General features: G+C 53.5%; 22 protein-coding genes and 2 pseudogenes. 14 read left to right on the plus strand and 10 right to left on the minus strand.

Annotated elements, in window-relative coordinates:
• Positions 1-69 precede the first annotated feature (69 nt).
• The gene (locus BUA28_RS08070) at positions 70-351 is read right to left on the minus strand and encodes a KGG domain-containing protein (protein ID WP_072767603.1); all 282 of its coding nucleotides are present in this window, start codon (positions 349-351) and stop codon (positions 70-72) included.
• A 250-nt stretch (positions 352-601) separates the two neighbouring features.
• On the minus strand, positions 602-1,321 hold the full coding sequence (locus tag BUA28_RS08075; protein ID WP_072767604.1) for an Npun_F0296 family exosortase-dependent surface protein: 720 nt from the start codon (positions 1,319-1,321) through the stop codon (positions 602-604).
• A 328-nt stretch (positions 1,322-1,649) separates the two neighbouring features.
• Between BUA28_RS08075 and BUA28_RS08080 the strand changes: the two genes are divergently transcribed.
• Complete coding sequence (locus BUA28_RS08080; RefSeq protein WP_072767605.1) at positions 1,650-2,099, plus strand: site-specific integrase; 450 nt, start codon at positions 1,650-1,652, stop codon at positions 2,097-2,099.
• A gap of 139 nt (positions 2,100-2,238) precedes the next feature.
• Positions 2,239-2,409 (plus strand): annotated as a pseudogene (locus BUA28_RS16265) (IS5/IS1182 family transposase); the annotation flags it as partial.
• Between the two features lie 481 nt (positions 2,410-2,890).
• On the opposite strand, the gene BUA28_RS08090 reads toward BUA28_RS16265, so the two are convergent.
• Entirely contained in the window at positions 2,891-5,710 is a 2,820-nt protein-coding gene (locus tag BUA28_RS08090; RefSeq protein WP_072767607.1) for a PAS domain-containing hybrid sensor histidine kinase/response regulator, read from the minus strand.
• A 480-nt stretch (positions 5,711-6,190) separates the two neighbouring features.
• Between BUA28_RS08090 and BUA28_RS08095 the strand changes: the two genes are divergently transcribed.
• Positions 6,191-8,299, plus strand: a complete 2,109-nt coding sequence (locus BUA28_RS08095; RefSeq protein WP_072767608.1) for a PAS domain-containing hybrid sensor histidine kinase/response regulator — start codon at positions 6,191-6,193, stop codon at positions 8,297-8,299.
• A gap of 155 nt (positions 8,300-8,454) precedes the next feature.
• Positions 8,455-9,345, plus strand: a complete 891-nt coding sequence (locus BUA28_RS08100) for an alpha/beta hydrolase (protein WP_072767609.1) — start codon at positions 8,455-8,457, stop codon at positions 9,343-9,345.
• Positions 9,346-9,412: 67 nt separating this feature from the next.
• Here BUA28_RS08100 and BUA28_RS08105 read toward each other — a convergent pair whose 3' ends face one another.
• Positions 9,413-10,441 carry a fatty acid desaturase family protein gene (locus tag BUA28_RS08105; RefSeq protein WP_072767610.1) on the minus strand — a complete coding sequence of 343 codons (1,029 nt, stop codon included), beginning with the start codon at positions 10,439-10,441 and terminating at the stop codon, positions 9,413-9,415.
• Positions 10,442-10,599: 158 nt separating this feature from the next.
• On the opposite strand from BUA28_RS08105, the gene BUA28_RS08110 reads away from it, so the two are divergent.
• Positions 10,600-11,019 (plus strand): MarR family transcriptional regulator, encoded by a 420-nt coding sequence (locus BUA28_RS08110; protein ID WP_256598269.1) that lies wholly within the window; start codon positions 10,600-10,602, stop codon positions 11,017-11,019.
• Positions 11,020-11,328: 309 nt separating this feature from the next.
• Here BUA28_RS08110 and BUA28_RS08115 read toward each other — a convergent pair whose 3' ends face one another.
• Entirely contained in the window at positions 11,329-11,628 is a 300-nt protein-coding gene (locus BUA28_RS08115) for a hypothetical protein (RefSeq protein WP_072767611.1), read from the minus strand.
• Between the two features lie 89 nt (positions 11,629-11,717).
• Here BUA28_RS08115 and BUA28_RS15525 point away from each other — a divergent pair, with 89 nt between their 5' ends.
• Together BUA28_RS15525 and BUA28_RS08120 are read left to right on the plus strand one after the other, a co-directional pair.
• Positions 11,718-11,963: a hypothetical protein gene (locus tag BUA28_RS15525; protein WP_143148471.1), complete on the plus strand. Its 246-nt coding sequence runs from the start codon at positions 11,718-11,720 to the stop codon at positions 11,961-11,963.
• The gene (locus tag BUA28_RS08120) at positions 11,926-13,425 is read left to right on the plus strand and encodes an FAD-dependent oxidoreductase (RefSeq protein ID WP_072767612.1); all 1,500 of its coding nucleotides are present in this window, start codon (positions 11,926-11,928) and stop codon (positions 13,423-13,425) included. The genes BUA28_RS15525 and BUA28_RS08120 overlap by 38 nt, the downstream gene beginning before the upstream one ends.
• A gap of 50 nt (positions 13,426-13,475) precedes the next feature.
• On the opposite strand, the gene BUA28_RS08125 is transcribed toward BUA28_RS08120, so the two are convergent.
• Complete coding sequence (locus BUA28_RS08125) at positions 13,476-14,204, minus strand: hypothetical protein (protein ID WP_072767613.1); 729 nt, start codon at positions 14,202-14,204, stop codon at positions 13,476-13,478.
• A 132-nt stretch (positions 14,205-14,336) separates the two neighbouring features.
• Here BUA28_RS08125 and BUA28_RS08130 point away from each other — a divergent pair, with 132 nt between their 5' ends.
• Positions 14,337-15,455: a GGDEF domain-containing protein gene (locus BUA28_RS08130; protein WP_072767614.1), complete on the plus strand. Its 1,119-nt coding sequence runs from the start codon at positions 14,337-14,339 to the stop codon at positions 15,453-15,455.
• Between the two features lie 21 nt (positions 15,456-15,476).
• Here the strand turns inward: BUA28_RS08130 and pyk are convergent, their stop codons facing one another.
• Complete coding sequence (gene pyk / locus BUA28_RS08135; RefSeq protein ID WP_072767615.1) at positions 15,477-16,964, minus strand: pyruvate kinase; 1,488 nt, start codon at positions 16,962-16,964, stop codon at positions 15,477-15,479.
• A gap of 182 nt (positions 16,965-17,146) precedes the next feature.
• Entirely contained in the window at positions 17,147-17,629 is a 483-nt protein-coding gene (locus tag BUA28_RS08140; RefSeq protein ID WP_072767616.1) for an MgtC/SapB family protein, read from the minus strand.
• A 411-nt stretch (positions 17,630-18,040) separates the two neighbouring features.
• Between BUA28_RS08140 and BUA28_RS08145 the strand changes: the two genes are divergently transcribed.
• Positions 18,041-18,466 carry a PRC-barrel domain-containing protein gene (locus tag BUA28_RS08145; RefSeq protein WP_072767617.1) on the plus strand — a complete coding sequence of 142 codons (426 nt, stop codon included), beginning with the start codon at positions 18,041-18,043 and terminating at the stop codon, positions 18,464-18,466.
• Between the two features lie 69 nt (positions 18,467-18,535).
• Here the strand turns inward: BUA28_RS08145 and BUA28_RS08150 are convergent, their stop codons facing one another.
• Positions 18,536-20,287, minus strand: coding sequence for a protein adenylyltransferase SelO (locus BUA28_RS08150; protein WP_072767618.1), 1,752 nt, complete (start codon positions 20,285-20,287; stop codon positions 18,536-18,538).
• Between the two features lie 86 nt (positions 20,288-20,373).
• Here BUA28_RS08150 and BUA28_RS08155 point away from each other — a divergent pair, with 86 nt between their 5' ends.
• The 3 genes from BUA28_RS08155 to BUA28_RS08170 all read left to right on the plus strand — a co-directional run bounded on the left by BUA28_RS08155 (position 20,374) and on the right by BUA28_RS08170 (position 22,658).
• Complete coding sequence (locus tag BUA28_RS08155) at positions 20,374-20,634, plus strand: hypothetical protein (RefSeq protein WP_072767619.1); 261 nt, start codon at positions 20,374-20,376, stop codon at positions 20,632-20,634.
• 482 nt (positions 20,635-21,116) lie between these two features.
• Positions 21,117-21,515, plus strand: a complete 399-nt coding sequence (locus BUA28_RS08165) for a hypothetical protein (protein WP_072767621.1) — start codon at positions 21,117-21,119, stop codon at positions 21,513-21,515.
• 213 nt (positions 21,516-21,728) lie between these two features.
• The gene (locus BUA28_RS08170) at positions 21,729-22,658 is read left to right on the plus strand and encodes a pyridoxal-phosphate dependent enzyme (RefSeq protein ID WP_072767622.1); all 930 of its coding nucleotides are present in this window, start codon (positions 21,729-21,731) and stop codon (positions 22,656-22,658) included.
• 606 nt (positions 22,659-23,264) lie between these two features.
• On the opposite strand, the pseudogene BUA28_RS16270 reads toward BUA28_RS08170, so the two are convergent.
• Positions 23,265-23,465 (minus strand): annotated as a pseudogene (locus BUA28_RS16270) (helix-turn-helix domain-containing protein); the annotation flags it as partial.
• Positions 23,466-23,593: 128 nt separating this feature from the next.
• Between BUA28_RS16270 and BUA28_RS08180 the strand changes: the two are divergent.
• Both BUA28_RS08180 and BUA28_RS08185 read left to right on the plus strand, forming a co-directional pair.
• Positions 23,594-24,097 (plus strand): hypothetical protein, encoded by a 504-nt coding sequence (locus BUA28_RS08180; RefSeq protein WP_072767624.1) that lies wholly within the window; start codon positions 23,594-23,596, stop codon positions 24,095-24,097.
• A gap of 100 nt (positions 24,098-24,197) precedes the next feature.
• Positions 24,198-25,559 carry a SulP family inorganic anion transporter gene (locus BUA28_RS08185; RefSeq protein WP_083569940.1) on the plus strand — a complete coding sequence of 454 codons (1,362 nt, stop codon included), beginning with the start codon at positions 24,198-24,200 and terminating at the stop codon, positions 25,557-25,559.
• Positions 25,560-25,755: the final 196 nt, after the last annotated feature.

Consider the following 25,755-nt stretch of genomic DNA (forward strand, 5'->3'; position numbering starts at 1 on the left):
ACCTCATGGGGTAAATTCAAAAAAAAGGTGAGCTGAAGCTCACCTTTTTTTTACTCTGGTTCTATCTGCTTAATTGTTCTTATGACTCTGGGTGCCGCCCTTGGCAGGCTGCCCGGAGGACCCGCCACGGCCGGAAGATGAAGAGTGGCTGCCCGAACCGCTTTTTCCGCCATGCGAGGCTTCACCCCCTTTTCGACCGGCTTCGCGCGCTTCTGCGGAATCAAACTCATGAGCGGTTCCTTTTTCGTGGGCGGCTTTACCGCCTTTGCTCGCGATTTCGCGCTGCTTGTTTTCGTCCATCGAGGCAAAACCGCGCTTGCTATCGCCACCACTACTTTTTGATGTAGGCATTTTTATCTCCTGATATCCAAAAAATAAAGAATTCCCTGTGGCACCACCCCGGCATCCAGTTCTGACGCTTGAAGCGGCGGCAGTGCTGTCGTGGGAAGCTTATCTCCGCTATTAGAAGCTGAGACGTGATCCCATCTTAATGGGCGTAGATACTCTTTTATGTACGGCGGCGAACATAGACCTGAAAAATTAATTCATTTGTATTTATTACACCTGAATGAAAACAGGAACGAAAGCCTGCCTGGTTGTTTCATCCAGTCCGGCGACGGCGGGCAGTGATACCCGCAAACAGGCCAAGACCTAGAAGAGTCAGAGTACCGGGTTCGGGAACCTCACCTCGAATAGGAAGTGAGATAGGTTCATTGGCCAGCGCCACATTATCGAACTCAAATGCGTACCCTGTACTCGATGCAACCACCCTGTTAAAAGCATCGGATGAATTGATGTTTACATAAAATGTGCCGCCAACTCCTTGATTGCCATTAGCCAGACTACTTACATCAAGGCCAGTAAAATTGAAAAGAAATTTGTCGCCATCATAGAAGGACAGCGTGTTGTAATCATCAACCGAACCCCACAGCAAGCCAAAATACTGGTGATACGCATTTAGCTGCAGCGTGACCTGACCAATGCCGGTAGTCAAATACTGAGTCTTATCCGGACCGTCAGCCTGAGAATTGCCAAACAGTGTGCCATTGTTACCGGAAATGAATGGTGCGGCGTACTGCCCGGGTATATCCGGAAGACTGGCTGTGCCGGCTCCCGTACCGCTGAATGTTACGGTGATGCCGCCGGTGGTAGCGCCGCCTGTGGCTGCGAGGTGATCGAAATTTACATAAAATATCGCGCTATCGGGAGCACCGCCAACCGAAGCATTGATCACGGCCGCCATGCTGACGGACGATGCCAAAGCCGCACCAAAGGCAAGAACCCCGCCCACCGCATAAAACCTGATCGCTCTATTAATCATCTAAATCTCCTCTCTTGTTTTTGTAGAACAGCAATAATTCTTATTGTTGCCGCATAATGTCTTAAGCAAATAACGTGCCATACAAAAAAATATCAATTACTACTCATATACTTATATGAATGTAGCTATCCGGCACTTGAAACATGCAAGCTTTCCCGACATCTTGAAATGGGTAATGTGCCTCACGGGGTCAAATAGGGCGGGCCCAACGCCAGATTGACAAGGCCTTCAGATATGACCTCAGGAGTCAATATTACGGATTTGGAGAAGATCTAGATATTGGACCGAAGGACAGGTATTCTGGCCCTGTTCTGTCACGCCCTGCGGCGTGAAGAGCCATGCAAGCTCCTGGTTCAAGGACTTCAGGCATGAGCGGCGTGGGGTCGCGCATCTCAAACTTTCCGGCGAGGGCAGAAAAACGCGCTATATTCCGCTCCATCCCGCTGCAGATGACCTCATCCTGAATTATCTGGAAACGTCGGGTCATGGGGTTAATGTGGGCGAGTCGCTCTTCCGGCCTGTTCGCAACAACCGTACCGGTACCATGAACAAGGCGATTACGCCCAATATGGTGTGCAAGTTAGTGCGTGCGTATTCCGCAGCATTGGGTTTTGAAATTGGAACTCACACCTTACGCGCGACCGCGGCCACCAATGCGCTGGATCATCAGGCGGACATTGCCAAGGTGCAGAAATGGCTGGGGTATGCGAAATATGGCGACAACGCGGATTATGATCACCGCAAGACACGGCCGAAGCTAGTCCGACGTTTAAGGTGAGTTATTAATTAACTCATGAGGCTCTTGCAAAACTTGCTCGATGCGCAGAATTTATTTCACGTGTAGAGACGTGAGACGGGGTTGGGCGCAGCCATTGCTGGCATGATGTGAGTTATCGAGACAAACATCTACGCCCAAAATGAATAATACGCAACGCGGATTGATAATGCAACGGTGGTCGGTGGTTCAGCAGGCGTTGATACCCGAGCTGAGATGGGAAGTGGGTCCGCTCACACCGAAGCTGGAGAAAGTGATCCACGTGCTGGAATGGGTGCGGATCGAAGGATTTGTCGAATCGGCCTGGTGTGGGTCGGCCGTGTCCAGATCCAACGTATTCATGAATGCTGACACATCTTTCGATGGTACGTTCTCACGGCTGGAAACGGTATTGACCGAAAAAGCCAGCAAGTCCAGGAGGTCTTGCGCAGCTGCTCCAACAACGACTGAAGCAGATTCTTGCCGCCCTGCTCCGCGCTCCTTACATACCTTACGCTTTTCCTCGATTGCCATACCGGCGCAGCCCTGCTCCATGTTCTCCACATTCGGCTTGAGATAGGGATGTTCGATATTGACGTGCGCCATGCGGTTCGACACGTATCCATGTGGGAAAACCTGCAATGCCAGCCTAACGGGTGCCGCCGGTGCCACGTGCGACCCGTTTGTCATTGCTGCCCGAATGGCTGCGGTGCGCCATCAGCATGTGTGTGAGTTTTTCCGGATGCAGTGGCTTCGGTGCCTCACTTTGGCAGGTTCTTTTTTTGCAGCTGATTTCCTTTAAGTCCAATAGGCTGCTAAATGGCGGTGATCAAATCCTTGAGCACCTTGAAATTCACAGGCTTGGTCAGATGATAATCAAAGCCGCTCTCACGCGAGAGCCGGCGGTCTTTCTCCTGACCCCAGCCAGTTAACGCTATCAGCTTGATATCGTCGAATTGCGGTTGCTCGCGAATGCGGCGCGCCACTTCGTTACCATCCATGCCCGGCATGCCGATATCCATGAGGATTACGTTGGGCCGGTAATCGGGAATGGCCGCAAGCGCTGCCGAACCACTATTAACCGCCTCAACATGGAGGCCCATCGATTCAAGCAGCATGACAAGCACTTCCGCCGCATCATGATTATCGTCTACCACCAATACGCGCAACTTGCGCGCCGTGGCGTCCGCTTGCAGCGGTTCAGGCGTTTTTCCATGCATAGTTGTTTCCGATAACGGCAAATGTACAATAAATTCGCTGCCTTTATCCTCCCCCTCGCTTATGGCTTCGACAGAACCGCCGTGCATTTTAACGAGACGATAGACCAGGTTGAGCCCAATACCGAGCCCACCTTGCGTTCCCTCCCCATTCCGGCGTTCCTGAGCGAACATGTCGAACAAACGAGGCAGCATCCCCGGCAAAATTCCAATACCGTTGTCCCTCACGGATACGATGGCATTACCGCCTTCCTGACGGGCAGTCAACCAGATTCGCCCGCCCTTTCTGGAATACCGTGCTGCATTGTTGAGCAGATTCGTAAACACCTGCTCCAGGCGTACGGAGTCGGCGTAAACGATTAAAGGCACCTCAGGTATGGATACCTCCAATTTGTGTTCCTTCTCGCTGATCTGCGCCCTGCTTGCCTCGACAGCATTACACAGCACAACAGCCAGATCCGAGGGAGCCAGCCGCAGCTCAACCTTTCCGCTGGTGATGCGCGATATCTCCAGCAGATCGTCCACCAGCCTGACCATATGATTGACCTGGCGGTTGATCATAGGCAGGAGGCGGGGAACATCAACGGCGCCGCCGGGACGCGCGATGATCTCCAGCGCGTTGGCAATCGGCGCAAGCGGATTACGCAACTCATGCGCAAGCGTGGCTAAAAACTCATCCTTGCAGCGGTCGGCATCCAGCAGGGCTGTTTCGGCGTTGACTGCCTCGGTGATGTCTATTGATATGCCGATGTGCCCCGCATACTCGCCGGCGGCGGTAAACCACGGCAACGCATAAGACTTCAACCAGCGCCATTCCCCTTCGGCAGTCTGGATCCTGAGCCGGTGCCGAAAACGTACGCGGTCGCGCAACGCCTGCTCGAACGCTGCCACGTACGCCGGAGCGTCGTCCGGATGAATGACCGACCGCCATCCGGTGGGCATCAGATCCTTCACGGCAATACCGAGTACGTCCTCGAATCGCTGGTTAAGATAAACCGCATCCCCCTTCGTATCCACTTGCCAGGTCAGTGCGGGGGACGCTTCCGCGATAGCGCGGAATCTTGTCTCGCTCTCGCGCAGGCTCTGCTCGGCCCGCTTGCGCTCGGTAATGTCAACAAGATACCCGACGCACTCGTTATCGTTGAGTTCTTTTGCTGCAATCAGCGCCCACCAGCGTGAGCCGTCCTTGCGAAATAATTCCTTTTCATAAGGAGAAATACCGCCCGTTGCCTTGAGTTCCTCCGTAGCTCGGGAAGAAACTGTTCTCCATTCCGCCGGCGTAAGGTCTTCGCAGCGCAATAGACCCGCGCTCGCATCTTCGCGACTGAAGCCACTCATCCTCAGAAAGGCGCTGTTCGCTTCGGTAATCCGGTTATCCTTGGTGAAGAAAATAACACCGACCGTGTCGATCTCGAATGCAGTTCGGAATCGCTCCTGTGCTTCACGCATCGCCTTTTCGGTTTTTTGGCGCGTTTTCACATGCTCGGTAACGTCAATTCCCTGACCCAGGATACGCTGGCGTGTGCCCCCCTCGCACGCGAGAGGGAGATAAATAACGTCAATAAAGCGATCTTCAGGCTGTTGGCCAGGATTAGGAATAACTGTCACAGGTAATTCGAATTCCATGAACGGCTTTCCTGTTGTCAGCACCCTCTTGAGCTTGCAACGATAATTGCCGTTCTCCGCCTCGGGAAGCGCTTCAAATAGCGGGCATCCCAGCAGTTCGCGGTGGCCCACCAACTGGTAGTACGCGTCATTGGCAAGCTCGAAGACAAATTCCGGTCCTTGAAGCACATGCAGGAAAGACGGCGCATTACGGAATACTTCTTCCAGCAGTTGTATTCGTTTCGCTTGCAGCGCCTCTTTGAGGCGATGACGTTCCGATTCCCACGCACGTATTTTGATTACTTCGGTCTTCTCGCTAACCGCCACAAACACGGCGCGCGCCCCGCCTGATTCAGTAAGGGCTTCATCGGAATGACTGCGTGGAAGGCCGATATCCTCTGAAATAGGACTGAAGGTAAACTTGAAGAAAGCCTCTTCAGGTGCATCCGTCCGATTGATAACGAGCCGCTGATCATCAAAAATAAATGATTCCCGCCGTTTCATCACACCTTCACAGATAGACGACAGAAAATCCGATGCCTCGGGCCAGCATGCGGAGACTGGCTGCCCCAGACCCATGGGATGTTTCGCGCCCATCAAGTCGCGATAACCGTCGTTATAGATCTGTATGAGCTTCGGCCCGCATAATAACAAGGCAGGGGAAGGCAGCAAAAGCATGAAGCTAACTGAAAACTGAAGATTCAGGGGCCAAGTAGAGATTGGCCCGAGGTCAGATTCAGCCCAATCATGATCAAAGATAAGCTCGCCCATTTCGCTGCCGCGCAACCAGCCCGGCATTTCTGCCTGAATCATATGTATCCGCTCCTCCGTTTCAACTTCAGCCTCGATATTTGATATATCGATTGATTACCAGATATACAGGAAGAACGTAGCCAAACTATTTTTCCACTTCTCGCTACCTATGCAGATTAGCATAATCTTGCGTTTTGCCTGGTTGCATGCCGCGAACTTGGGCATTATTCCCAAGAAAAAAAGAAATTATGCCATATCGTGATGATTTTCCCGGAACAGGGCACGATATCGCCAATACCAATTAGGAACAGGTCCCATATATACTAATGCCTTCCTGGTTATGTAACGAACTGATCCGAAAATGGTATTGTTCGGTCTTTTGGAATTGAATCGGACTTGGGGAATCTCCCGTCCGGCGATGCCTATGATGATAAAACCTACCACGTATACCATTGTCAAAGAAAGAATTAACAAGGCTCGGCGCCTGTTGCTTACCGTCGCTTTATAGCTGTTGCCGGATTTGAAAAAAGGAAAGATGCAATGATGGAAGATAATGACGAAAGGCAGCCGCCCTTCCGTACCTTGCAAACTTCCGATACCATTCTTCATGCGAGTGAGGTTGTCGAGCACGAGCTCAAGCAGGTCAAGGAAGCGTTGGAAGAGAAAACCAGGCAACTTGACCATTCGCTGTCTATCCTGCGTGCCACCATAGAATCGACAGCCGATGGAATCCTGGTTACCGACGAGCATGATAATGTACTTCGCTTCAACGAGCGGTATCTGGAGATGTGGCAGATCCACCCCGCCATTATCGATACGGGGCAACACCTGCATCTTCTGAAATTCTGCTGCAAGCATTTGGCGGATCCGCGGCAATTCCTGGATAAGCTGGAGGAAATCTACGCAACCTGGCCACCGGACAGTTATGATTTGCTGGAACTGGCCGATGGCAGAGTGTTCGAGCGCTTTTCAAAGATACAGCACATTGAAGAGCGGCGCGTCGGCCGCATCTGGAGCTTTAGAGACATCACGGCACGCAAGCACGCGGAGGAAGCCCTGCGCGAAAGCACCGAGCGCTTGCGTTTCATGGCTGAAGCAATGCCGCAAAAAATATTCACCGCCCGGGCGGACGGAGCCCTGGATTATTTCAATCAGCAATGGAAAGATTACACAGGCCTTGCCCCCGAGCAAATGGCAGGCTGGGAATGGACAAAACTCATCCATTCCGAAGATATGGATGAGAGCCTCAAGCGGTGGCGGCATTCTCTGAACACAGGCGAGCCTTTCCAGATGGAATGCCGTTTCCAGCGAGCCGACGGGAATTATCGCTGGCATTTGATCCAGACTCGGGCGAGACGCGATGCGAGAGGAAATATATTGATGTGGGTCGGTTCAAATACCGATATCGACTCTATAAAGCGGGCAGACGAGGAAAAAAAACAACTTCTCGAGAATGAAAGAATCGCGAGAAGCGAAGCCGAGCGCGCCAATCAGTTGAAGGACGAATTTCTCGCTACCTTGTCTCACGAGCTCAGGACGCCGCTCAATGCGATCCTTGGCTGGTCGCAGCTCATATTGCAGGGAACGATGGGCAAGGAAGACATCCAGCGAGGCCTGGAAACCATCGAGCGGAATGCGCGTGCCCAGAACAAGCTTATCGAAGACCTTCTCGAAATGAGCAGTATCATCTCGGGAAAGGTAAGGCTTGACGTGCAGCTACTGGATTTTGCGGACATCGCCGAGGCCGCGGTTGAATCCATCGCGCCCGCGGCCGAGGCCAAAGGGATCCGCATCCGGAAAACCATCGACCCGGCTGCCGGATGGGTTTCAGGGGACAATAATCGGCTTCAGCAGGTCATCTGGAACCTCCTTTCCAATGCGGTTAAATTTACTCCCAAGGGCGGTACCGTAGAGGTTATAGTCGAGAGAGCGTCTTCTCATCTTCACGTTGTCGTGAAGGATTCGGGGATGGGCATCAAACCCGAGTTTCTCGCCTACGTTTTTGACCGTTTCCGTCAGGCTGACTCTACACTCACGCGAAATCACGGCGGCCTGGGCCTGGGGCTTGCCATCGTGAAGCAACTCGTGGGACTTCACGGAGGAACGGTTCGAGCGGAAAGCGACGGCGAGGATAAAGGGTCGGCGTTTATCATCAGCCTGCCGCTCGCTCCCATCAGCGAAAAAAAAGACCATCGTTCCGCAGCGTCCACGCAAATTACCTTTGAGGATGGACACATTGCGCTTCCCGGCGTAAAGGTACTGGTCATTGATGACGAACAGGATGCGCGTGAACTCATCAAGGAGGTGCTTACGCTATTTCAAGCCGACGTGATTACCGTAGCCACCGCCGCTGCGGGCCTGGAAATCCTGAAAAACCAACGGCCCGATGTGATAGTAAGCGATATCGGCATGCCCGAAAAAGATGGATACCAATTCATTCGCGAAGTCAGGAGTCTTCCCGCAACCGACGGTGGGAAAACGCCCGCCATCGCCCTGAGCGCGTTTGCCCACTCTGAAGATCGGACGAGAGCGATAACTGCCGGTTATCAGATGCATCTCTCGAAACCTGTCGAATCGCATGAACTGGTCGCCGCCATTAAAAATCTGACTGGGTTGATGCGAAAACCAGGTGTGCGGGAACATCGCTAGCGGGTCTTGTTTTGAACCGGCCCTTTCCGCTCGAGAACTCACTTGCCGCGACTCTGTTTTGATCTCACCAAAACCTGCAGGGCAAAATAGCTGGTTTTATATCAGCCGCTCCCGCCATGAATCGACTATGAGCAACCGACCATGAGCAGCCAACCATGCGCCGCGTGATTTTGCTCGGCGTGCTCGCCTTTTTTTCCTGCATCGCGGCCATATTCGTGGTCGCCGTTGGGGTTGGCGAACTTCTATCCGGCGCGGCGCCTACTGCCGTCAATACGCTATCCACCGATTTCCCGGTCGAGCCGGTACAGATTCCCGTTAGTACCCTTGCAAGAGAGGAAAATTCCAGTGTGCACGGCTGGCTGGCGCGGGGAGTCCGAGGTGGCGGCGCCGTGTTGCTTGTTCATTCGATTCGGAGCAATCGGGTCGAAATGCTGAGCCGCGCCAAGTTCCTTAATGAGCGAGGGTACAACGTTCTCCTCATCGATCTCCAGGCACATGGCGAAACGCCAGGAGACCGGATCACCTTCGGCTTGCGCGAGTCGGAAGACGTGGAAGCCGCAGTCGCCTATCTGCGTAATACTTTCCCGGGGGAGCGGATCGCGGCCATCGGGGTTTCACTCGGGGCGGCCGCGATCGTACTCGCAAAAAATCCGTTGCGGCTGGACGCGGTGGTGCTCGAATCGCTCCATCCCACCATCGAGGAAGCTGTTGAAAACCGCTTGAGGCTCCATCTTGGGCAACTCGGTCCCGTTTTTTCTCCACTCCTGTTATCACAGTTATCGTTTCGTCTGGACGCCTCTCCCGATGAGTTGAACCCCATCAGCCGGATAGGCGATCTAAACGCGCCATTACTACTGATTTCCGGCACAGACGATCGGCATACCACAGTGGCGGAAGCCGAACGTCTGTTTGATGCCGCCGGGCAGCCGAAAGAAATCTGGATCGTCCCTGGAGGGGGGCATTTCAATATGCACGCCTATGCGGGTAAAGAATACGAGAATCGTATATCCGATTTTCTTCAATGGTACCTGCGCAAGCGGGACTGATTTACTTTCGAGCCAGGCCATATCCCACCAGGTTAGCGCAATGAAAATCCCGGGGTTCCCGAAGTGGCTAAAGCGGCGTCAGAAAAGAAACCCCGCCCGCGCCCACCGCGGTGCAATCCCGAAGCCGTTGCGCAAACTGATTTCCCTGCGTTTCACTGTCGTCGCCAATAACTCGTCCTATCCGGTTCTTATGGAAGCTCGATAACTGTTTCCCGAAGGGAATGACAACGCGCGTATCATTCCCATACAACATGTCATGCAGCTTGGGCAGTTCGTGCCAGGGTGCCGTAGGCCTTGCGTGGTGCGCATTGTGATAGCCGAAGTTGAGGGTAAGAAGATTCAGCCACGGATGGCGAGTCGAAATCAGGTTGCTGAAGGTATGGGATTCCTCGTAGCCCCGGTCGCCTCTATGCCTTGCCAGATCGCCACTGCTGCCGAGCGCCGGAACAAGAGCATAATTGTGTTGAAGCGCATCCATGAAGCGCAAAATCGTCAGGAATATCGCGTAGGCCAACAAATAGCACGCATAAGCCAGTGGAGAATGCAGGAATACCATCAGAAGCAGGCTGAAACGGATGATGGTTATCCTGATTACCCGGGTCCGCTGGTCCTTTTTTTCCTTGAAGATAAATGGCGCGAGGATAAGCATTCCATGCATAAGGAACTCGATAACCGGCACATACAACCATTCCAGCGCCTCCACAGTGCGCCGCTGAATCGGGTGACGCGCAAGATAACCCCTATAGTCGATTAAAATAACATCGGCGTTATCCACGTGGTGCCTCATGTGCGTCGTACGCACATTGTCATACGTTGCGTAACAACCGCCAGTGAGCCAGTTCAACGCGCGGCCCATCAAGGCATTGTGGCGCGGTGACTTGAACAGCGCGTTGTGGCCTAAATCATGAATAAGATAGGCCGCTATCGTCATCCCATGCGCCATGGCGAATATACCCAGTATCATTGGAATCGGATGCACGGAAAGGATGAGCGCGGCCCCGCCAAAATAGGAAAACTGGCAGTAAAGGAAAGCTAAAAGGTTTGGGCGCAAGCTGCCCGAAAGGCGAAAGTAGCTCTTTTCAATTCTGTTGAACATGATTGGGCATTCCCGACAATATGCAGCTTTCCGTTTTCGATATATTTTTTACCTTATCTTCAGTAATTATACATGTAAAATTGCATACAAATAAGAATAATCACTGCAATGGATATAGAAATGGTAGAAGCCGCGAAGAAGAAAAAATCTGAAGAGAAATGAGCAACCCGAAAAAACAGGCAGACGCCAGGCGCCGCCAATTCATACACCTGCAAAATGATACGGATCAGTATTGGATGGATGTTCTGGGAGACACGCTTTTCCACGACCTGAACTACTACGACCTCTTCACGCGGATGTGGTTAAGGTTCAACGATGCCAATGACACCAGGTTCCACAAATCGGAGCTGTATCAGCTCATGCCGAACGTCAGCCAGCGTACCGCGATAAAGTATATTCAGATTGCGATCGATCACGGCTTGCTCATCGAGCACGTGGATCCAGATGACCTGCGCTCCAGGCGCATCACAATGTCAAGTGACCTCAAGCGTAAAATCGAGCTTTTTCTGGATTATTCGATATCGGTGTTCGAGACACTACCTCTGCCGGCGCCTCGGCAGCAGCAGCGTAACAGGTGACTCGTAGCAGGTGACGACTTATACCAGAGCAATCGGGTAATCAGCTCATTCGGCGGTTCACGCCACGCAGCGAGCCCGACAATTAGCCAGACTCGCGCTCCGTGGCGGCCACGACAGCGTGCGTAATTTAAAGCTGCAGGTGATTTTAACGATGAGCACGCTCGCACAAGGTAGTCGCGTGGGAGTTTCCAATCCTAAGCAGGATCATGGGTACAATTTCTACGCCAGGCCCGATCTCGTCACACCGGACTGAGGTACGACTTAAGCTCAGCGGCAGAGATGACCTTGCTCATAATCTACTCGGGGGTCTCATCGGCCATCACCACCCGTGTCATATATCGCCGGCGGGTTTGTCGCGTACGGGTTATTGGCGCTGTCATTGCTGTAGGCGCTGCCATACCGCCCGTATGGGTTATTAATGGAATCGTCGCTGTACTCGCTCCCATAACGGCCATACGGGTTGCTTGTCGAGTTGGAATCGTATGGGTTGGCGCTGAGATTGCCCAGATACTTGCCGGTTTGACGGTCCTTCAAATGTGGAGGCTCGGCTTGGGCAACGGTAACTGCAAACGTAAAAAAAATGGCAGAAATGATAAATGGCGGTTTCACAGCAGCTCTCCTTTTTCGTAGGTCGGGCTCCGCCCGACATCATTTTTACGATTGTCGGGCAGAGCCCGACCTACCTTGATGGAATTTGCATGGACGGCATTGTTGACCACTTCTGGCACGCGCAACTATCACCAATTATCAGTATTTATCCGACAACCACAGCACTAAAATTTCCTCCGCCTGCGCCACTTTACGCGCTGTCAAGGCTGGGCTTAATGTGCCATAGCGTACAGAACAATTCCGGTTTATGTTCAACGATAGGCATCATCGCTTATTCTGAACAAAAAGGAAAATACCATGAACACGATTTCTGTCTGGCGCGCGACTGCGCCTGAAGCCGGCTTTCCAACACTTCAGGAAGAGATTACGGCCGATGTGGTCATCGTCGGGGGTGGTATTACCGGCGTTACACTCGCGTTGAATCTGGCTGAGAAAGGCACCTCGGCCGTGCTGCTGGAAGCGCACAATGTCGGCTTCGGCAGCACGGGTAACTCAACAGGCAACCTGTACGAGACCATCAGCAAGGGGATACATCATATCGTTGACCAATGGGACAGCGATACGGCCCGTGCGGTTGCTACTGCCCGTCGCGCAGCGGTGGAACAGATCGACCAGCGGGTGCGTAAATTTGATATCCCCTGTGCTTTCCGCCGCTGCCGCCTCTACCGTTATGCCACCTCCGAGAACGCGCAGGAGTCCGTGGAGAGAGAGTACCAGGGATCGCTCAAGGCAGGACTATCCGTCCATCTCGAAAAAGCGCTGCCCACTCCTCTTGCGCCGCCCTCCGGGCCCGTGCTGGCGCTGGATAACCAGGCGCAGTTTCATCCGCAGGCTTATGTTCGCGGGCTTGCGCGCCAAGCTGCAAATCAGGGCTGCCGTATCTACGAAAACTCGACAGTTATCGAGGTGGATAAAGACAAGCGCGTAGTGCGTACAGACAAAGGCAAGGTAACAGCCAGGGAAATCGTGTTTGCCACTCACTCGCCGAAGGGCGTGCACCTGGTGCAGGCAGAGATGATTGCGAACCGCGAATATGGGCTCGCCGCACGCATTGCCAGGAATTCCTTTCCCTCGGGAATCTTCTGGGGCACCGGCGTCGAACGGCTGTCGATTCGTAACGTGGATGTCGATGATGCAACATTCCTCGTCTGCGTCGGAGAGGAACACAAGACGGGACAGGAAAACGCGAAAATCAGCCTGGACCGGCTCGAGTCCTCCGCGCAGGCCCATTTTAACGTACGCGAAGTGGCGTTCAGGTGGTCCGCGCAGAATTACAGCACAGCGGATGGCTTGCCTTATATTGGGCGGGATGCGACAGGATGCTTCATTGCTACCGGTTTCGCGACCGATGGTTTAACCTATGGAACGCTTGCTGCATCGCTCATCGCTGACCAGATCGCCGGGCGCGATAATGTTTTTGCCCCCCTCGTCAAAGCAAGCCGTTTTTCACCGCTGAAGGGAGCCAAAGGCATGGCCGAGGAAACGGCGAGCGTGGTGAAATCCCTCATCAAGGACTACGTGATCAACCGGGAGACGACGCAATTATCGCAGCTAATGCCCGGTAAAGGCGCGATCGTGGAGTTCGAGGACGAATCGCTGGCGGCATATAGGGCTCCTGACGGGACCTTGATTGCGGTCTCGCCGGTATGCACGCATATGAAATGCAAAGTGCACTGGAATAGCGTCGAGACAAGCTGGGACTGCCCTTGTCACGGCAGCCGCTTCGCGCCCGACGGGTCAGTGATCGAGGGTCCTGCGATAGAACCGCTGGAACGCAGGTTTCTGACAGGACAGTAATCAAAATAAAGCATTCTGTCCTGCATTGAAGGTGTAAGCAAGATCGCCGATTACAACCGGTTCGGCGTGAAGACAGCCAGGTAAGTTGGGGTGAAGCACGAACCCCCGCATTTCAAAGCGAAACTGAACATCGGGGTTCCAGCGCTACCCCAATCCACAGGCGGCAGGCCCAGCCAAACCAGCTCGCCGCGACTCTGAAAATCCTCCAGCGCACGCAGGATCATCTGTTCAAGCACTTTTCCGAACGCCTGGTTCGCCGGAAAAACCTGAACATTGTCGGGTACGCTCATGTTGCCGATAGCGGTATGAACGGCATGCTGGATGCCCGTGCGGCTGAACGTCTTTCCATTTACGCTGATAAACATCGACAGCTCATAAGCGTCCGTAATCAGTTTTCCAACCATCCACAGCGGAATTCCTGTGCGGGATGCTTCCACTGCAACGGTGCCGCTGTCGGCAACATTGTTCAGTACGATCCTGATTTCGCCATCTTCCTGCTCCGGCCCCAGTGAAAGCTCATCAACGGGATAAATCACGCCAGTGTCCCTGAGTATCCGGCCTGAATAATCTCTCAGCGGGACCTCTCCCATGGGGAAGCGTACGCCATTTCGCTGAAACTCGACAACAAGCTTCAGCCGAAGCGGTACGTCTCTCTTTTTGATATCCTTATAAGTTACAGGCAGAAATGAACTTCCTAAAAACGACCGTGGCGACGCGCATCCCGCAAGTGCAAAGGAGACAACGACAGATGCCAATATTACGTGGCGGCCGAGATTCATGAGGTGCTCCGTATGGGTACGCGAGAGTGTTGGCTGTAGCAATGTCGAGGTTAACCCGTTATCCTTCATGCTGCAACTTTCTCCACCCCCGTATGGATTCCAGATGATTTTATCTCATGTATATACCCAGATATGAATCCTCAAACAACCCCTTATTGTGCAACGCTGGGATTTGACAACACGCGAATCCGGGAAGTACTTTCCATATTGGGACTCAATGCGGAGCATGTCGCGCTCGCCGAGCGCATGCGCACCGAGGTAATAGCCGGAAAAGCCGACGAGCTGGTGGATTCCTGCCTTACGCCGCTGGCGCGCAGCCGGGGCTTTACGCTGATCGAGCGAAATATCGGTATCGAATCCTTCAAGAGAGCCTGGATCGAACGCTTGCAGTACTACGGCCGGAACTTTGATACCGCCGAGTATTTTAGAGACCGGCTTGCAAGCGCCGCTGCTTATGCGCGCGCGAAAATTCCTCTGGGCATTTTTCAGGTGCAGCACTGCCTTATCCAGCAAGTGCTTATAGATAGCCTATCGGTTAAATTCGCGGATGTTGCTTCAACCGCCCGACCTCTCGTAGACTGTGTTTTGAAGCTCTCATCCCTTGATTTATATCTGACGGCGGAGGGTTATCATTTGCCGGAAGTTGCGGAACTGCAAAAGGCGCTGGACAACCTCCGCAAAGAAACATACCGGTTACACCAGGAGGCCTCGATCGATCAACTCACGGGCCTGATGAATTATGCCGGCCTCATGGAATCTCTTGAGCATCAGGTTAACGCCGCGCACGCGAACCTGCATAAGAGTCAAAGGGGTTTTCCCGGCAATATGTGCCTGATCATGATCGATCTCGATTTATTCAAGAAAATCAATGATACCCATGGGCACGTCGTCGGCGACTTCGTGCTCCGGCATGTCGCGAGCCGAATTCAGGCGGCAGTACGCGATTTTGACATGGTAGGCAGGTTTGGCGGGGAAGAATTCGTTATTATCATGGCCAATACTGATCTGGAACTGGCAACCGTCGTTGCCGAGCGCGTACGTAAAGGGGTGATGGACACGCCGTTACATCTAAAGGAGCTGACTATCCCGGTAACCATCAGCCTTGGCGTCGCAATGCTGAGGCCGGATGAACGCAAGGAATCATTGCTTGAGCGGGCGGATGTGGCAATGTATGAAGCAAAGAGCGCCGGGCGTAATCGCGTAATAATTGCGAAAGATGCCGACGATATCAGAACCCTGCCGGAGTTATAGGCGCCCCTGATTAAAGGCCCATTAACCTTTCAACCGGACCGTCTGCAGCGTATCCACCTTGTCGCCAGTAGCGCCGGAGGCGGATAACAACACAGCCGGATCATCTTCCTGCGCCAACCCATGCGCAAACAACCACTCTCGAGCTTGTGCGAGACAAGCCCCGGGGTCCGCTCCATCATCACGCACGTTGACAACGAGTGGCGAAATACCGCGGACCAGTGCCAGACTTCTATACAACCGCACAGAATCAGCGACCATGACAAGCGGCGCCTGGGGGCGAAAGCGCGCAACAGACAGCGCCATCTCCATGGATTGAACGGGAGCAATGATAGCCCGAGCACCGAGACGGGCAGCCAGCAGGCACGCCGCAAAGCTCAGGGCGTTTCCTGCGTCGTTCGCAGGGCTGGCTGTTTCCGCCGAATTCATCCAGTCTTGCGCCATGCGGGCGCCATACACCTCCTCGGTGGCGATAAGCACGCGTTGGAGAAATCGCACTGCCGCCACCGGGAAGTCGCCGATGGCTGTCTCCGCTGAAAGCATGACAGCATCCGTCCCATCCAGCACGGCATTAGCCACGTCAGTAGCTTCAGCACGCGTGGGATGCTCGTGCTCCACCATCGACTCGAGCATTTGCGTAGCGGTAACAACGGGTCGACCTTGAGCATTAGCTACCGGAATAATGCGCTTCTGCACAATCGGTATTTCGGCAAGATTGGTTTCGACGCCCAGATCGCCACGCGCCACCATTACCCCGTCGGACGCTTCCACAATCGCGTCAAGATCCTCCAACGCGCGGCGCTTTTCTATCTTGGCCATCAGCAGCGGTTTGAGACTTGGCCCAGGGGGAAAACAAGCCCGCACCCGTGCAAGATCGCCAGCCGATTGCACGAATGAAACACCAACCCATTCGGCCTCCTGCGACACTGCGAATGCGAGATGCCTTCGATCTTCGTCGGTCGGAATCAGCATGTCTATCGCAGATTCCGGTAGATTGATGCCGGACCCGGAGCGAACAGTGCCGCCGATGCGCACCCCGCACACGGCCCGGGCTGGGTTTGCAGCCACGCTTTCCACGCTGAGCTCGACCGATCCGTCTGCCAGGAATACCGGTTCCCCGGTTCGCAATGCCTGAAGCAACCCGCGGTTTCGCACTGGCAACAGACAGCAGTTGGCGGTCGCACTGACACTGTCCGCCTTTGCATCCTCATCCGCCTCAGCCAGCGTGACCATCGTTCCTTCCTCCAACTTACAGAAGCCTTCCGGAAGATCGCCCAGGCGGAACTTGGGACCGGGCAAGTCCATGAGTAAGGCCACAGGTTGGCCGAGCGCGTGTGCCGCCTGTCGGACCTGCCGAATGCGCCGCGCATGGTCGGCATGATCCCCATGCGATGTATTGATGCGCGCGACATCCATCCCGGCCTCGATCAACCGTTCGATCACGCCGGGCCGGTCCGTCGCCGGACCCAGCGTGCATACAATCTTGGTCCGCTGCCAGTTGGATTGGGTCATATTTGCGACAGGTTCAATAGAGCAGGGATTTTGATATTCCCGGATAAGTGGATAACAACCGGTATCGGACGATCCCGAATGAATCGATAGTACTCCTGATCTCGTTCAGGTCGATAGTCTTGTCCGTGGGTCTTGATCACAGCATAAATTCATTTATAGGTTCAGGGTTTGATACAAGTTGGCTAGCTGCCCGTTCTTGGCCAGATTTTCGGCATCAGATGCAATATTATTAGCGCCAGGACAGCACCCAGAACGGCTGTGGCTTCCCGCCCAAGCCCCGCGGCGATACCTATCGCCACCGTCAGCCATAAACCTGCGGCCGTGGTCAGCCCTTGCACTGTTTCTTCACTGGTGCCTTTAAGAATAGTCCCGGCGCCAAGAAATCCCGCCCCGGTGATTATCCCTTGAATTACGCGCGACAATTCGGCGTCTGACATATGCATTTGCTGAGGAACGACGACAAAAAGTGCGGCACCGACAGAAACCAGCATGTGTGTTCGCATCCCCGCCGCCTTGCCGCTTTTCTCTCTCTCCCAGCCCAGAAGGGCGCCCGATATGGCGGCGATCGTCAGACGCAAAATGATTCGGACAAATTCCGTGATCGTTGGGAGATCGGAGAATTCGGCTGCCAGCATATTAATAGCTTCCCGCCACCATTCATGCATTGCTTCTTCTCTCCTTTTCTAATAATGGATTTGCGTTTTTACGCCCCCGCACCATTAATGTTCAAGACAGCTTTGATCCGGAACGGATAGAGCTGGCGCCTCCAAATTACCGCAAATCAGCGGCGCTATATCTCAGCCTGAATCTGTAGCTGCACCGCCCTGAAGACACGAAGGACCGAGGTAGTTTTCCGCTATCCTGTCAATTCTGACAAATTAGAAACTTTCACAATTAGAAACTTTCGAATGGACCTCCAAAGCAATCGAGGATGCCCAACCGATATGCTGTGTTCGCCACCGAACCGACCTCATCGGCTGGCTCAGGCAGACTCATCACCCATAAGCTTCACGAAGAGGCTTGAGGAATACGTCGCATCACCAGACTATCCCAATTATATATTGCAGGAGATCAACATGACTTACGAACACAATACTCAAGGCTTGGATAAAATAATGCCGGAAAGTAACAGTCCCGCTCCCAGATATATGGGCGCCACCTGGCCTGTGGGAATGGATGTTTACACTCAGAAAGGCGAAATCCTTGGTGCAATCAAGGAAGTAATGCTTGATATGGAGCATGCCAGCGTTGCTTATGCAGTGCTCGCCACCGGAGGTATCTTGGGCATAGGCGAAAAACTTCATGCAGTGCCATGGCGCGCGCTAACGCTTCAACTCGAAACCTTGGACAGGCGTTTCATACTGGATATCGAGAAGGAGCGCCTTGAATCCGCCCCAGGGTTCGATAAGGACAACTGGCCGGATATGATCGATGAGTCCTGGATCAGCCAGACCAATACATACTACGGTACCCAGCATTACGAGTCACGCAGGGACGATTAGGCGGGCAGATAGGACCAACGCTGCGATTAGCGGACTTGCTGCCGATATCCCCCGGAAGTCCCCCTGAAGCTACGAACTGCACGATAATGCCGAACAGCCCGCCTTGTGCCGCGCCCACTCCGGCCGCCGGCCCGCAAGCTCGTCATGCTCGGGCTGTTCGTCATATGGACGTTTCAGAACCTCCATGAGCCGTGTAATGACAGAAGCGTCGCCGCGCTCCAGCGCTTCAATTGCCTGCTGAGCGAGGTAATTACGCAGTACATACTTGGGATTCGCCCGGCTCATCCGCTGATAACGCAGATCCGGAGGATTATCATCCAGCCGCAGCCGCGCAATATAACGGCGCAGCCAGCCGGCCAGGCGGCCAAGCTGCGCAGGTTCGAATGCTCGCTGCTCATCGTAGAATGCCTTCCGGAATAGCTCCGCCAATGCCCGGTCATCAATATGATCCACATTGCCGAGATTGCCGGAGTTGTCCATCGCCGAGTCGCCCATTGTTCCGGCTGTGCTTCCGGGCGTGCCATTCACAGGAATTTTCATCAGGGCGCGAAAGAACAGCGTCATATCCGTCTCGACTTGTTGCAGCAAATCGAACAGCTCGCCGATGAGCGCATCGTCATCTCTATGGTTCAGTGAAGCGAGTCCAAGCTTGTCGGCCAGCATTTCACGCCAGCTGTTATTAAAGGTTTCGCCATAGACCGCTAATCCCTGCTCCAGCGCGGCGTGATCCCCGATCAGGGGCGCGAGCGCGTTTGCGAGACGTATAAGATTCCATTGCGCGATTTGCGCCTGGTTACCAAAGCAGTAACGTCGTCCCTGGGCATCCGTGGTGTTGGGTGTCCACTGAAAATCGAAACCTTCCAGCCAGCCATAAGGGCCATAGTCGATCGTCAATCCCAGGATCGACATATTGTCGGTATTCATCACGCCATGGACAAAGCCTACGTGCATCCAGTGGGCAACCAGCAAGCCGGTGCGCCGGCAGATCTCCTCGAACCAGCGGGCATAAATCGAAGGTACGGAAACAGGAGAAGATATCGAATGTGTAGAAGAGGAAGGTATCGGCAGTTCAGGAAAATGCTCTCGTATCACGTAATCCGCCAAGCGCTTGAGTACATCGGGCTCATCCTGCGCGGCAAGTATTTCGAAGCTGCCGAAGCGTATGAACGAGGGCGCGACACGGCAGACGATAGCGCCCATCTCGGCCTGTGGATTGCCGTCGTAGAACATATCGCGCACCACCGATTCACCCGTTGCAACCAGGCTCAATGCGCGCGTCGTCGGCACCCCGAGATAATGCATGGCTTCGCTGCACAGGAACTCGCGGACTGATGAACGGAGCACCGCCCGGCCATCTGCGGTGCGCGAATACGGCGTTTTGCCCGCGCCCTTGAGCTGCAGCTCAAATCGCCTGCCGTCATGGCGCAGTATCTCGCCCAGGGTGATGGCGCGGCCGTCACCCAGTTGCCCCGCCCAATGGCCAAACTGATGACCGCCGTAGCGTGCCGCATAGGGTTGCATGCCGGGAAGGATACGGTTGCCACCCAGTACCTCCGCCGCCATGCCTAAAGGCGAGCCCGGCGGCAAGATGCCAAGCATCTCCCCCACGGGTTCGGCCCAGGCGAGCAGCCGTGGCGCGCATACAGGAGTCGGCGCGACGCGGGTATAGCATGCTCCGCGCACTGCACGGGGCACATTATTCGTTACCGGGTCACCCGGGAGGCAACGCACAAAGCTGTTGTCGAATTTCGCATCGCACAAGTCCACGAGCTCAGCGCGTTCCAGGGCCACATCGCTAAGCTTGAGATTTTGCTGGATCATATAGTCCTCGGCATGGAATAGAGGTTCCTTGACAGGTGTCCATAGTAGACCTAAATTCATTTATAGACATGAACAAGGAGAAAAAGATGCCTAAACTGACGGACTACGTCAAAATGGCAGCGGATGAATATGTGCGGGAAGCAGGAAGCACCGAACTGGATACGCGCTGGATCGCGGAATTCTTTCAGGACTCTGGTGTGCAGGATGCATACCCCCGGCAGGATCTGGTCGCTTTCGCAGGCCTTGTGCAAAAAGAATTAACGAAAGAAAGCGAACGAGCGGCAAAAAAAGCAGACCTCCAGCTTGACAAGGTCATCCGCGGCGTCAAGCTCCCCCGCAGGCCATAAACGCTCGTTCATCATCCACCATCACGAACCCGAACCGCTTCGAGCAGGAAATCCTGGATCATCGAAGTCCGGACCCTGCACTCACAGGTACTGCACTTGAGTCGAGTACAGTTGGGCGCAAAGGCCAGCGGTTCAACAACACCGGACCAAATTTTCACTTCCCGCCGCCCGCTTCAATACCGCAACAATCTGCCCCACTGAAAACCGTTTCTTCTTCATTGCAAACAGACCTCCGTTCAAGGTCAAGTTTGCCGAAAAATTGACTTTCTGTCTGGTCCTGAATTCCCACATCAGATCACCATTTTTTGGCATATTCCGGGGATGCTGCAGCCAGGATTCAGGGTTCTATATATAAATAAAATATTATGGTTACAATCAAAACATGTGACTTTTATTTATAGTAATACTGAGTACAATTCGAACCATGGACCGCATTACGATGAAGCGGCTTTCAGTTCATCCATTTCATTGGAGTCTACCTCATGCAAAAAGAAATAAGGAAGTTTGTAGCGGCTATATCCATGCTGGGCCTACTGGCAGGCTGCTTGGAGACCGGTGCAATCGAAGCGAAGAAGGACGACACAAGTTTGTCCGCACAAAATATCAGGCCTTTTGTCGACCACGACGGCCTCGCCAGGCGGTATGAAGACCGGGCCAGCAAGCTGCTGGAAATAGCAGCGGAACACGAGAAACGGCTCCAGTATTACAAGGACAAAAGCTACCTCTACGGGAAATCCGGGCGGGATTCACAAGCGCGTGCCATTGCCGTGGTGCAAAAATACAAGCTGGCGGCAGAAAAAGCCGCTGAATCTGCTTTTCACCACAGGATGGTGTCGAAACTTGCGAAACGCGATTATATTGCTTCGACGGCGTCACATTGATTTGGGTTGACCCAGGAGCTCAGCGGTGGCTGGAACTGGATGAAACAGTACGGCTTGATTCTGCGGCACTGGCCGCAGATTAGCTGTTCGCAGCTTATCTCCTTTCCGGATATTTTTGCCTCTCGAACCTTAAAGAAGTCACTTACTCGTTATGACCAGTCCCAAACGGGACCGCATCACTTTATTGAGTCAGGCCCAACTTTCGAGTCATAAATGCCGCTATATATTGAAACGCCACTAGTTGAATCCCACTCGATTAGCCGTAAAGTGGGTCAAACCATCTGGCTGAAAATGGAGTCCGCGCAACCATCCGGTTCGTTCAAGACCAGAGGAATCGGGTATGCATGCGAAGAATATTTTAAACGAGGAGCAAAACGCTTCATTGCGTCATCGGGCGGGAATGCAGGGCTGGCAGTTGCTTTTGCTGGACGGCGCCTTTCGGTACCGGTAACCATTGTAGTGCCTGAGACAGCCTCGAAGCGGGCGGTGAATTTGATGTATTTAGAGAATGCGGAAGTTATAGTCCACGGGAAGTCTTTGGACGAAGCGCACCGATTTGCACTATCACTTATGCAACCTGACGATGCATATATACATCCTTTCGATGACCCGCTGATTTGGAGAGGTCATGCCAGTCTAATTGATGAAATATTCCTTGCTGGTCTGAAGCCTGATGCGATCGTTCTGTCAGTTGGGGGCGGCGGCCTCCTATGCGGTGTCATAGAAGGATTGAAGCGGAATGGAGGTGCCGATGTGCCTGTCATCGCTGTTGAAACTGAAGGTGCGGACTCCTATGCGAAATCCTTGAACGCGGGACGCCTTGTCGAGCTTGCAACCATATCGAGTATTGCGACGACGTTGGGAGCACGCACAGTTTGTGCACAAGCATTGGCATACTCAAAAAATCACCGAATCGAAAGTGTTGTGTTGCCGGACAAGTTGGCCGTTTCCGCTTCTTTGCAGTTTTTGAAAGACCATGGAACCGTCGTTGAGCCTGCTTGCGGCGTTGCGCTCGCTGCAGTGTACGAAAAAGTTGCAGCGTTATCAGGGTATAAAACGATATTAGTTATCGTATGCGGCGGTGTTGGTTCTACCGCTGATGACTTGGTTGAGCTGTCACGTCGGGAATGCGACGTGACATAATGTTGTGCTCCCAAGGTCGACATCGCCAAGGTCAGGAATGACTTGCAAACGTGAAACGACTTTTTTTCGGAGAGCGTGGAAATGGACAGGTTTGATCTATTTCTGGCTGAAAACCTCTCCTGAACCCCCCCCTGAAACTGACTCTCCAAAGAGCTAAAGCCGAGTTCAGTTTCACATCCGGCATCTCCAATCAGGCATTAATTCCTCCCGGCGTGGTGGGGTTCGCGCCTAAATACTGACCAGGTAGAGAATGTACCGGCAAGCAGTCACTTAACCGTGTTATCCACAGGGTTTTCCAGTAATTTTGTGAGTGGTTGAGCATCTCGACGTTTGCATTAACTCGATGCCTTTCATGGCGCATGACGCGCCGCATGTTTCACTCGCACAATCTCCACAATGCGGCCCTCCGCCAGCACACGCTAAAAAATGATGTAGTTCGACGCACCAGCTCGTGCACAGAGTCCGGCGGGTCGGACCTTCCGGTGCGGCGTAAGCCCCGGGTGCTGTGCAAGCAGCTTGGTCCTTTCGCGCAGCTCCTGGCCTATTCACATGGGCGACAAGGCGAACACCGTCACCATATCGCCCACGATGCTCCATGAGCATCGAGAGTCGGCAAGGCTTGGGCCGAAGCGCTCGTTGCCAGGTTTTCTCGTCCGCGTCAGCCGCCCGATATTTTTTAGCGCCGCCGTTTCGATTAACCTCGTGACTAATGGTTGATAGCACCCTCCCAAGCTTTGCAGTGATTTGTCGAAATGAGCAGCGCAAGACAAGACCCGTTGAGATCTCCTCGCGCTCCATAAGCGTCAAACCACTAACTGATCTATTGAATCCACCACATCAAACTTTAAGCCCCGTCGAAAGATGCAGTTGACAATCACCTAGGTGATGCACTAGCATCAGGTGCATCACTATCGGCTCCATAGAAGAGAAAAGATATGCCTACATCCAAGCCACGTATAACCATTACGCTTACCGAGGAGCAACACGCCATTTTGCGTCGGATCAGCGGGGCGAGCGGGCAAAGCATGAGTAGCGTGATTTCGGAATTCATGCTGACGGCACAACCCGCGCTGGAACGCATGGCAGTTGCGCTTCAGCAGCTCAAGCAGGAACGCGATGCTGACCGCAAGCTGGTCGCTGATATGCTTTCAAAATCTCATGCGGACCGCGCCCACAAGAAAGTATCGGCGCTTCCCCGCGCGTCGCCGCACGCCCTCTTCGAAGCGATGGAACGTGCGATCCCCAGCGAGATAGAACCGGACGCGATCCAGTTTTGCGCAAGCGTAGACTTCGTCAGGCCAGATTCAGACATGGCTGCTGATTTCCTTGCAGATGATGACGTTGGTTCCGCCTACGATAAACAGAAGCGCAGCACGTCCCCAAGGACGCGCGACGCTGTCAGGAACGCCAAAGGAGCATCAAAGAGGGCAAAAAAATAGGGAAATTTACCGGGATCAGACAGGCGTAACCCAGGCTTTTTTCAACCCCCGGCACATTCCGGTAAACCAGCAGCAGTTACCTTCGGAAGGAATGATCTATATGTCTCCAACCAAGCACCACGATATTCCCGTATCGCCGGATCATTCACACCCTGCGGCGGCCGGTGCCGGAATACAGCTGGACATTAAACCGGCCTCTGCCGCATTTGAAGCGAAATACCTCGCTCGCGACATACAAGCCGGCATCATAACCGGCGCAATGGCCATTCCACTGTCTGTCGGCATCGCGTTGATGTCCGATTACCCCATCAAGGTTGCGCTCGCAACCGTCGCGTTTGCATGTTTCATCGGCTGGATTAATGCTTTTATCAAACCCGGCAATTATATTGGCGCACCTGGGGTCGCCGCAGGCCTCGCGCCTGTGCTGGCGATGGGTGTTGCGAACTTCGGGATGGAAAACATGGCGTTCGTCATTTTCCTGACCTCCGCGATGCAAGCCCTGATATGGAAATTCAACTGGCAGAAGTATATCTTGCTGGCTGTGCCAAGTTATCTTGTCGAGGGCCTCCTGGCAGGGGTTGGCCTGAAGATAGCGCTAAAGTTCCTTACGTTTACTTACGAGATACCGGCAGAGCAGGAGTCGGCTGAGGTATTCTGGAACGGGGCGCGTATTCAGATGGCGCTTGTTTCCCTGGCTGGATTTGTTGCGTTTTTGTACCTGTTCTCCAAATACAAGGACAACAAACCTGCTGTACCTTACTTTTTGCTGATCGGCGCGAGCATTGTTGTAGCGCAGTTCCTGCCCGTCCCGATGCTGCACGTGGATAACGTGGACCTTATGCTCGCGCTGCCGCTGCCGCATTTTGATAGTGCCTTGACCTGGGTTTATATAATCAGCTTTGCGGCAATGCTGGCTGTGATCGATGTTATTGAGCAGGTCATGAGCAATGCCGCAATCGAGAAAATCGATCCGCTGGGACGCAAATGCAATACAAACAATAGCCTTCTCGCCATGTGGATAGGAAATATGGGCGCAAGCTTCTTCGGCGGCATGACCAATCTGGACGGCTTGGCGAAAAGTACGACCAACAAGCTGGCGGGTGCCAGGACCAAGTTCTCGGTGCTCGTAATCGGAATCGTGATCACCTTCTTCGTCATGAACTCACAGTACCTGGAGTATCTGCCCAAGTTTTCGCTGGCCGCCATCATGATTTTTACCGGCTGGAAAATGATTATGGGGCTTTGGCATGTGATCCATTACGGGCAATATGCGATGGTCCTGGCTACGGTGTGTGCCTTGCTGGTTTATAAGGTGGGAATTTTCGAGGGGCTACTGATCGCTATGGCGGTGCACGGCCTCATCAATTATGTTGTCTTCAGCCAGGCGGACAAGATACCGGGCAAGGTCATCATCAAAAAATACCTCGATAAATTTTCCTCAAGTGGGGGCGGGGCAGACTAGCTGCCCATAGGGCAGTAAAAGGGGTCAGCTCGCGAAACGGAAAAAATCGTACGTTAAGCCTCGATGAATATTCGTAGCGAGAGGAATTTGCTTTGTTCGAACTGCTTTCTTCGCCGCGTTGACCCTGCAAGACGCCCTCTCGAACCAACAGAATAGATTTGATTTTCATGAAGCATTTCGAGATCCCTGGCTGATT

The sequence above is a fragment of the Nitrosospira sp. Nsp11 genome, from assembly GCF_900142705.1.
GTDB lineage: Bacteria > Pseudomonadota > Gammaproteobacteria > Burkholderiales > Nitrosomonadaceae > Nitrosospira.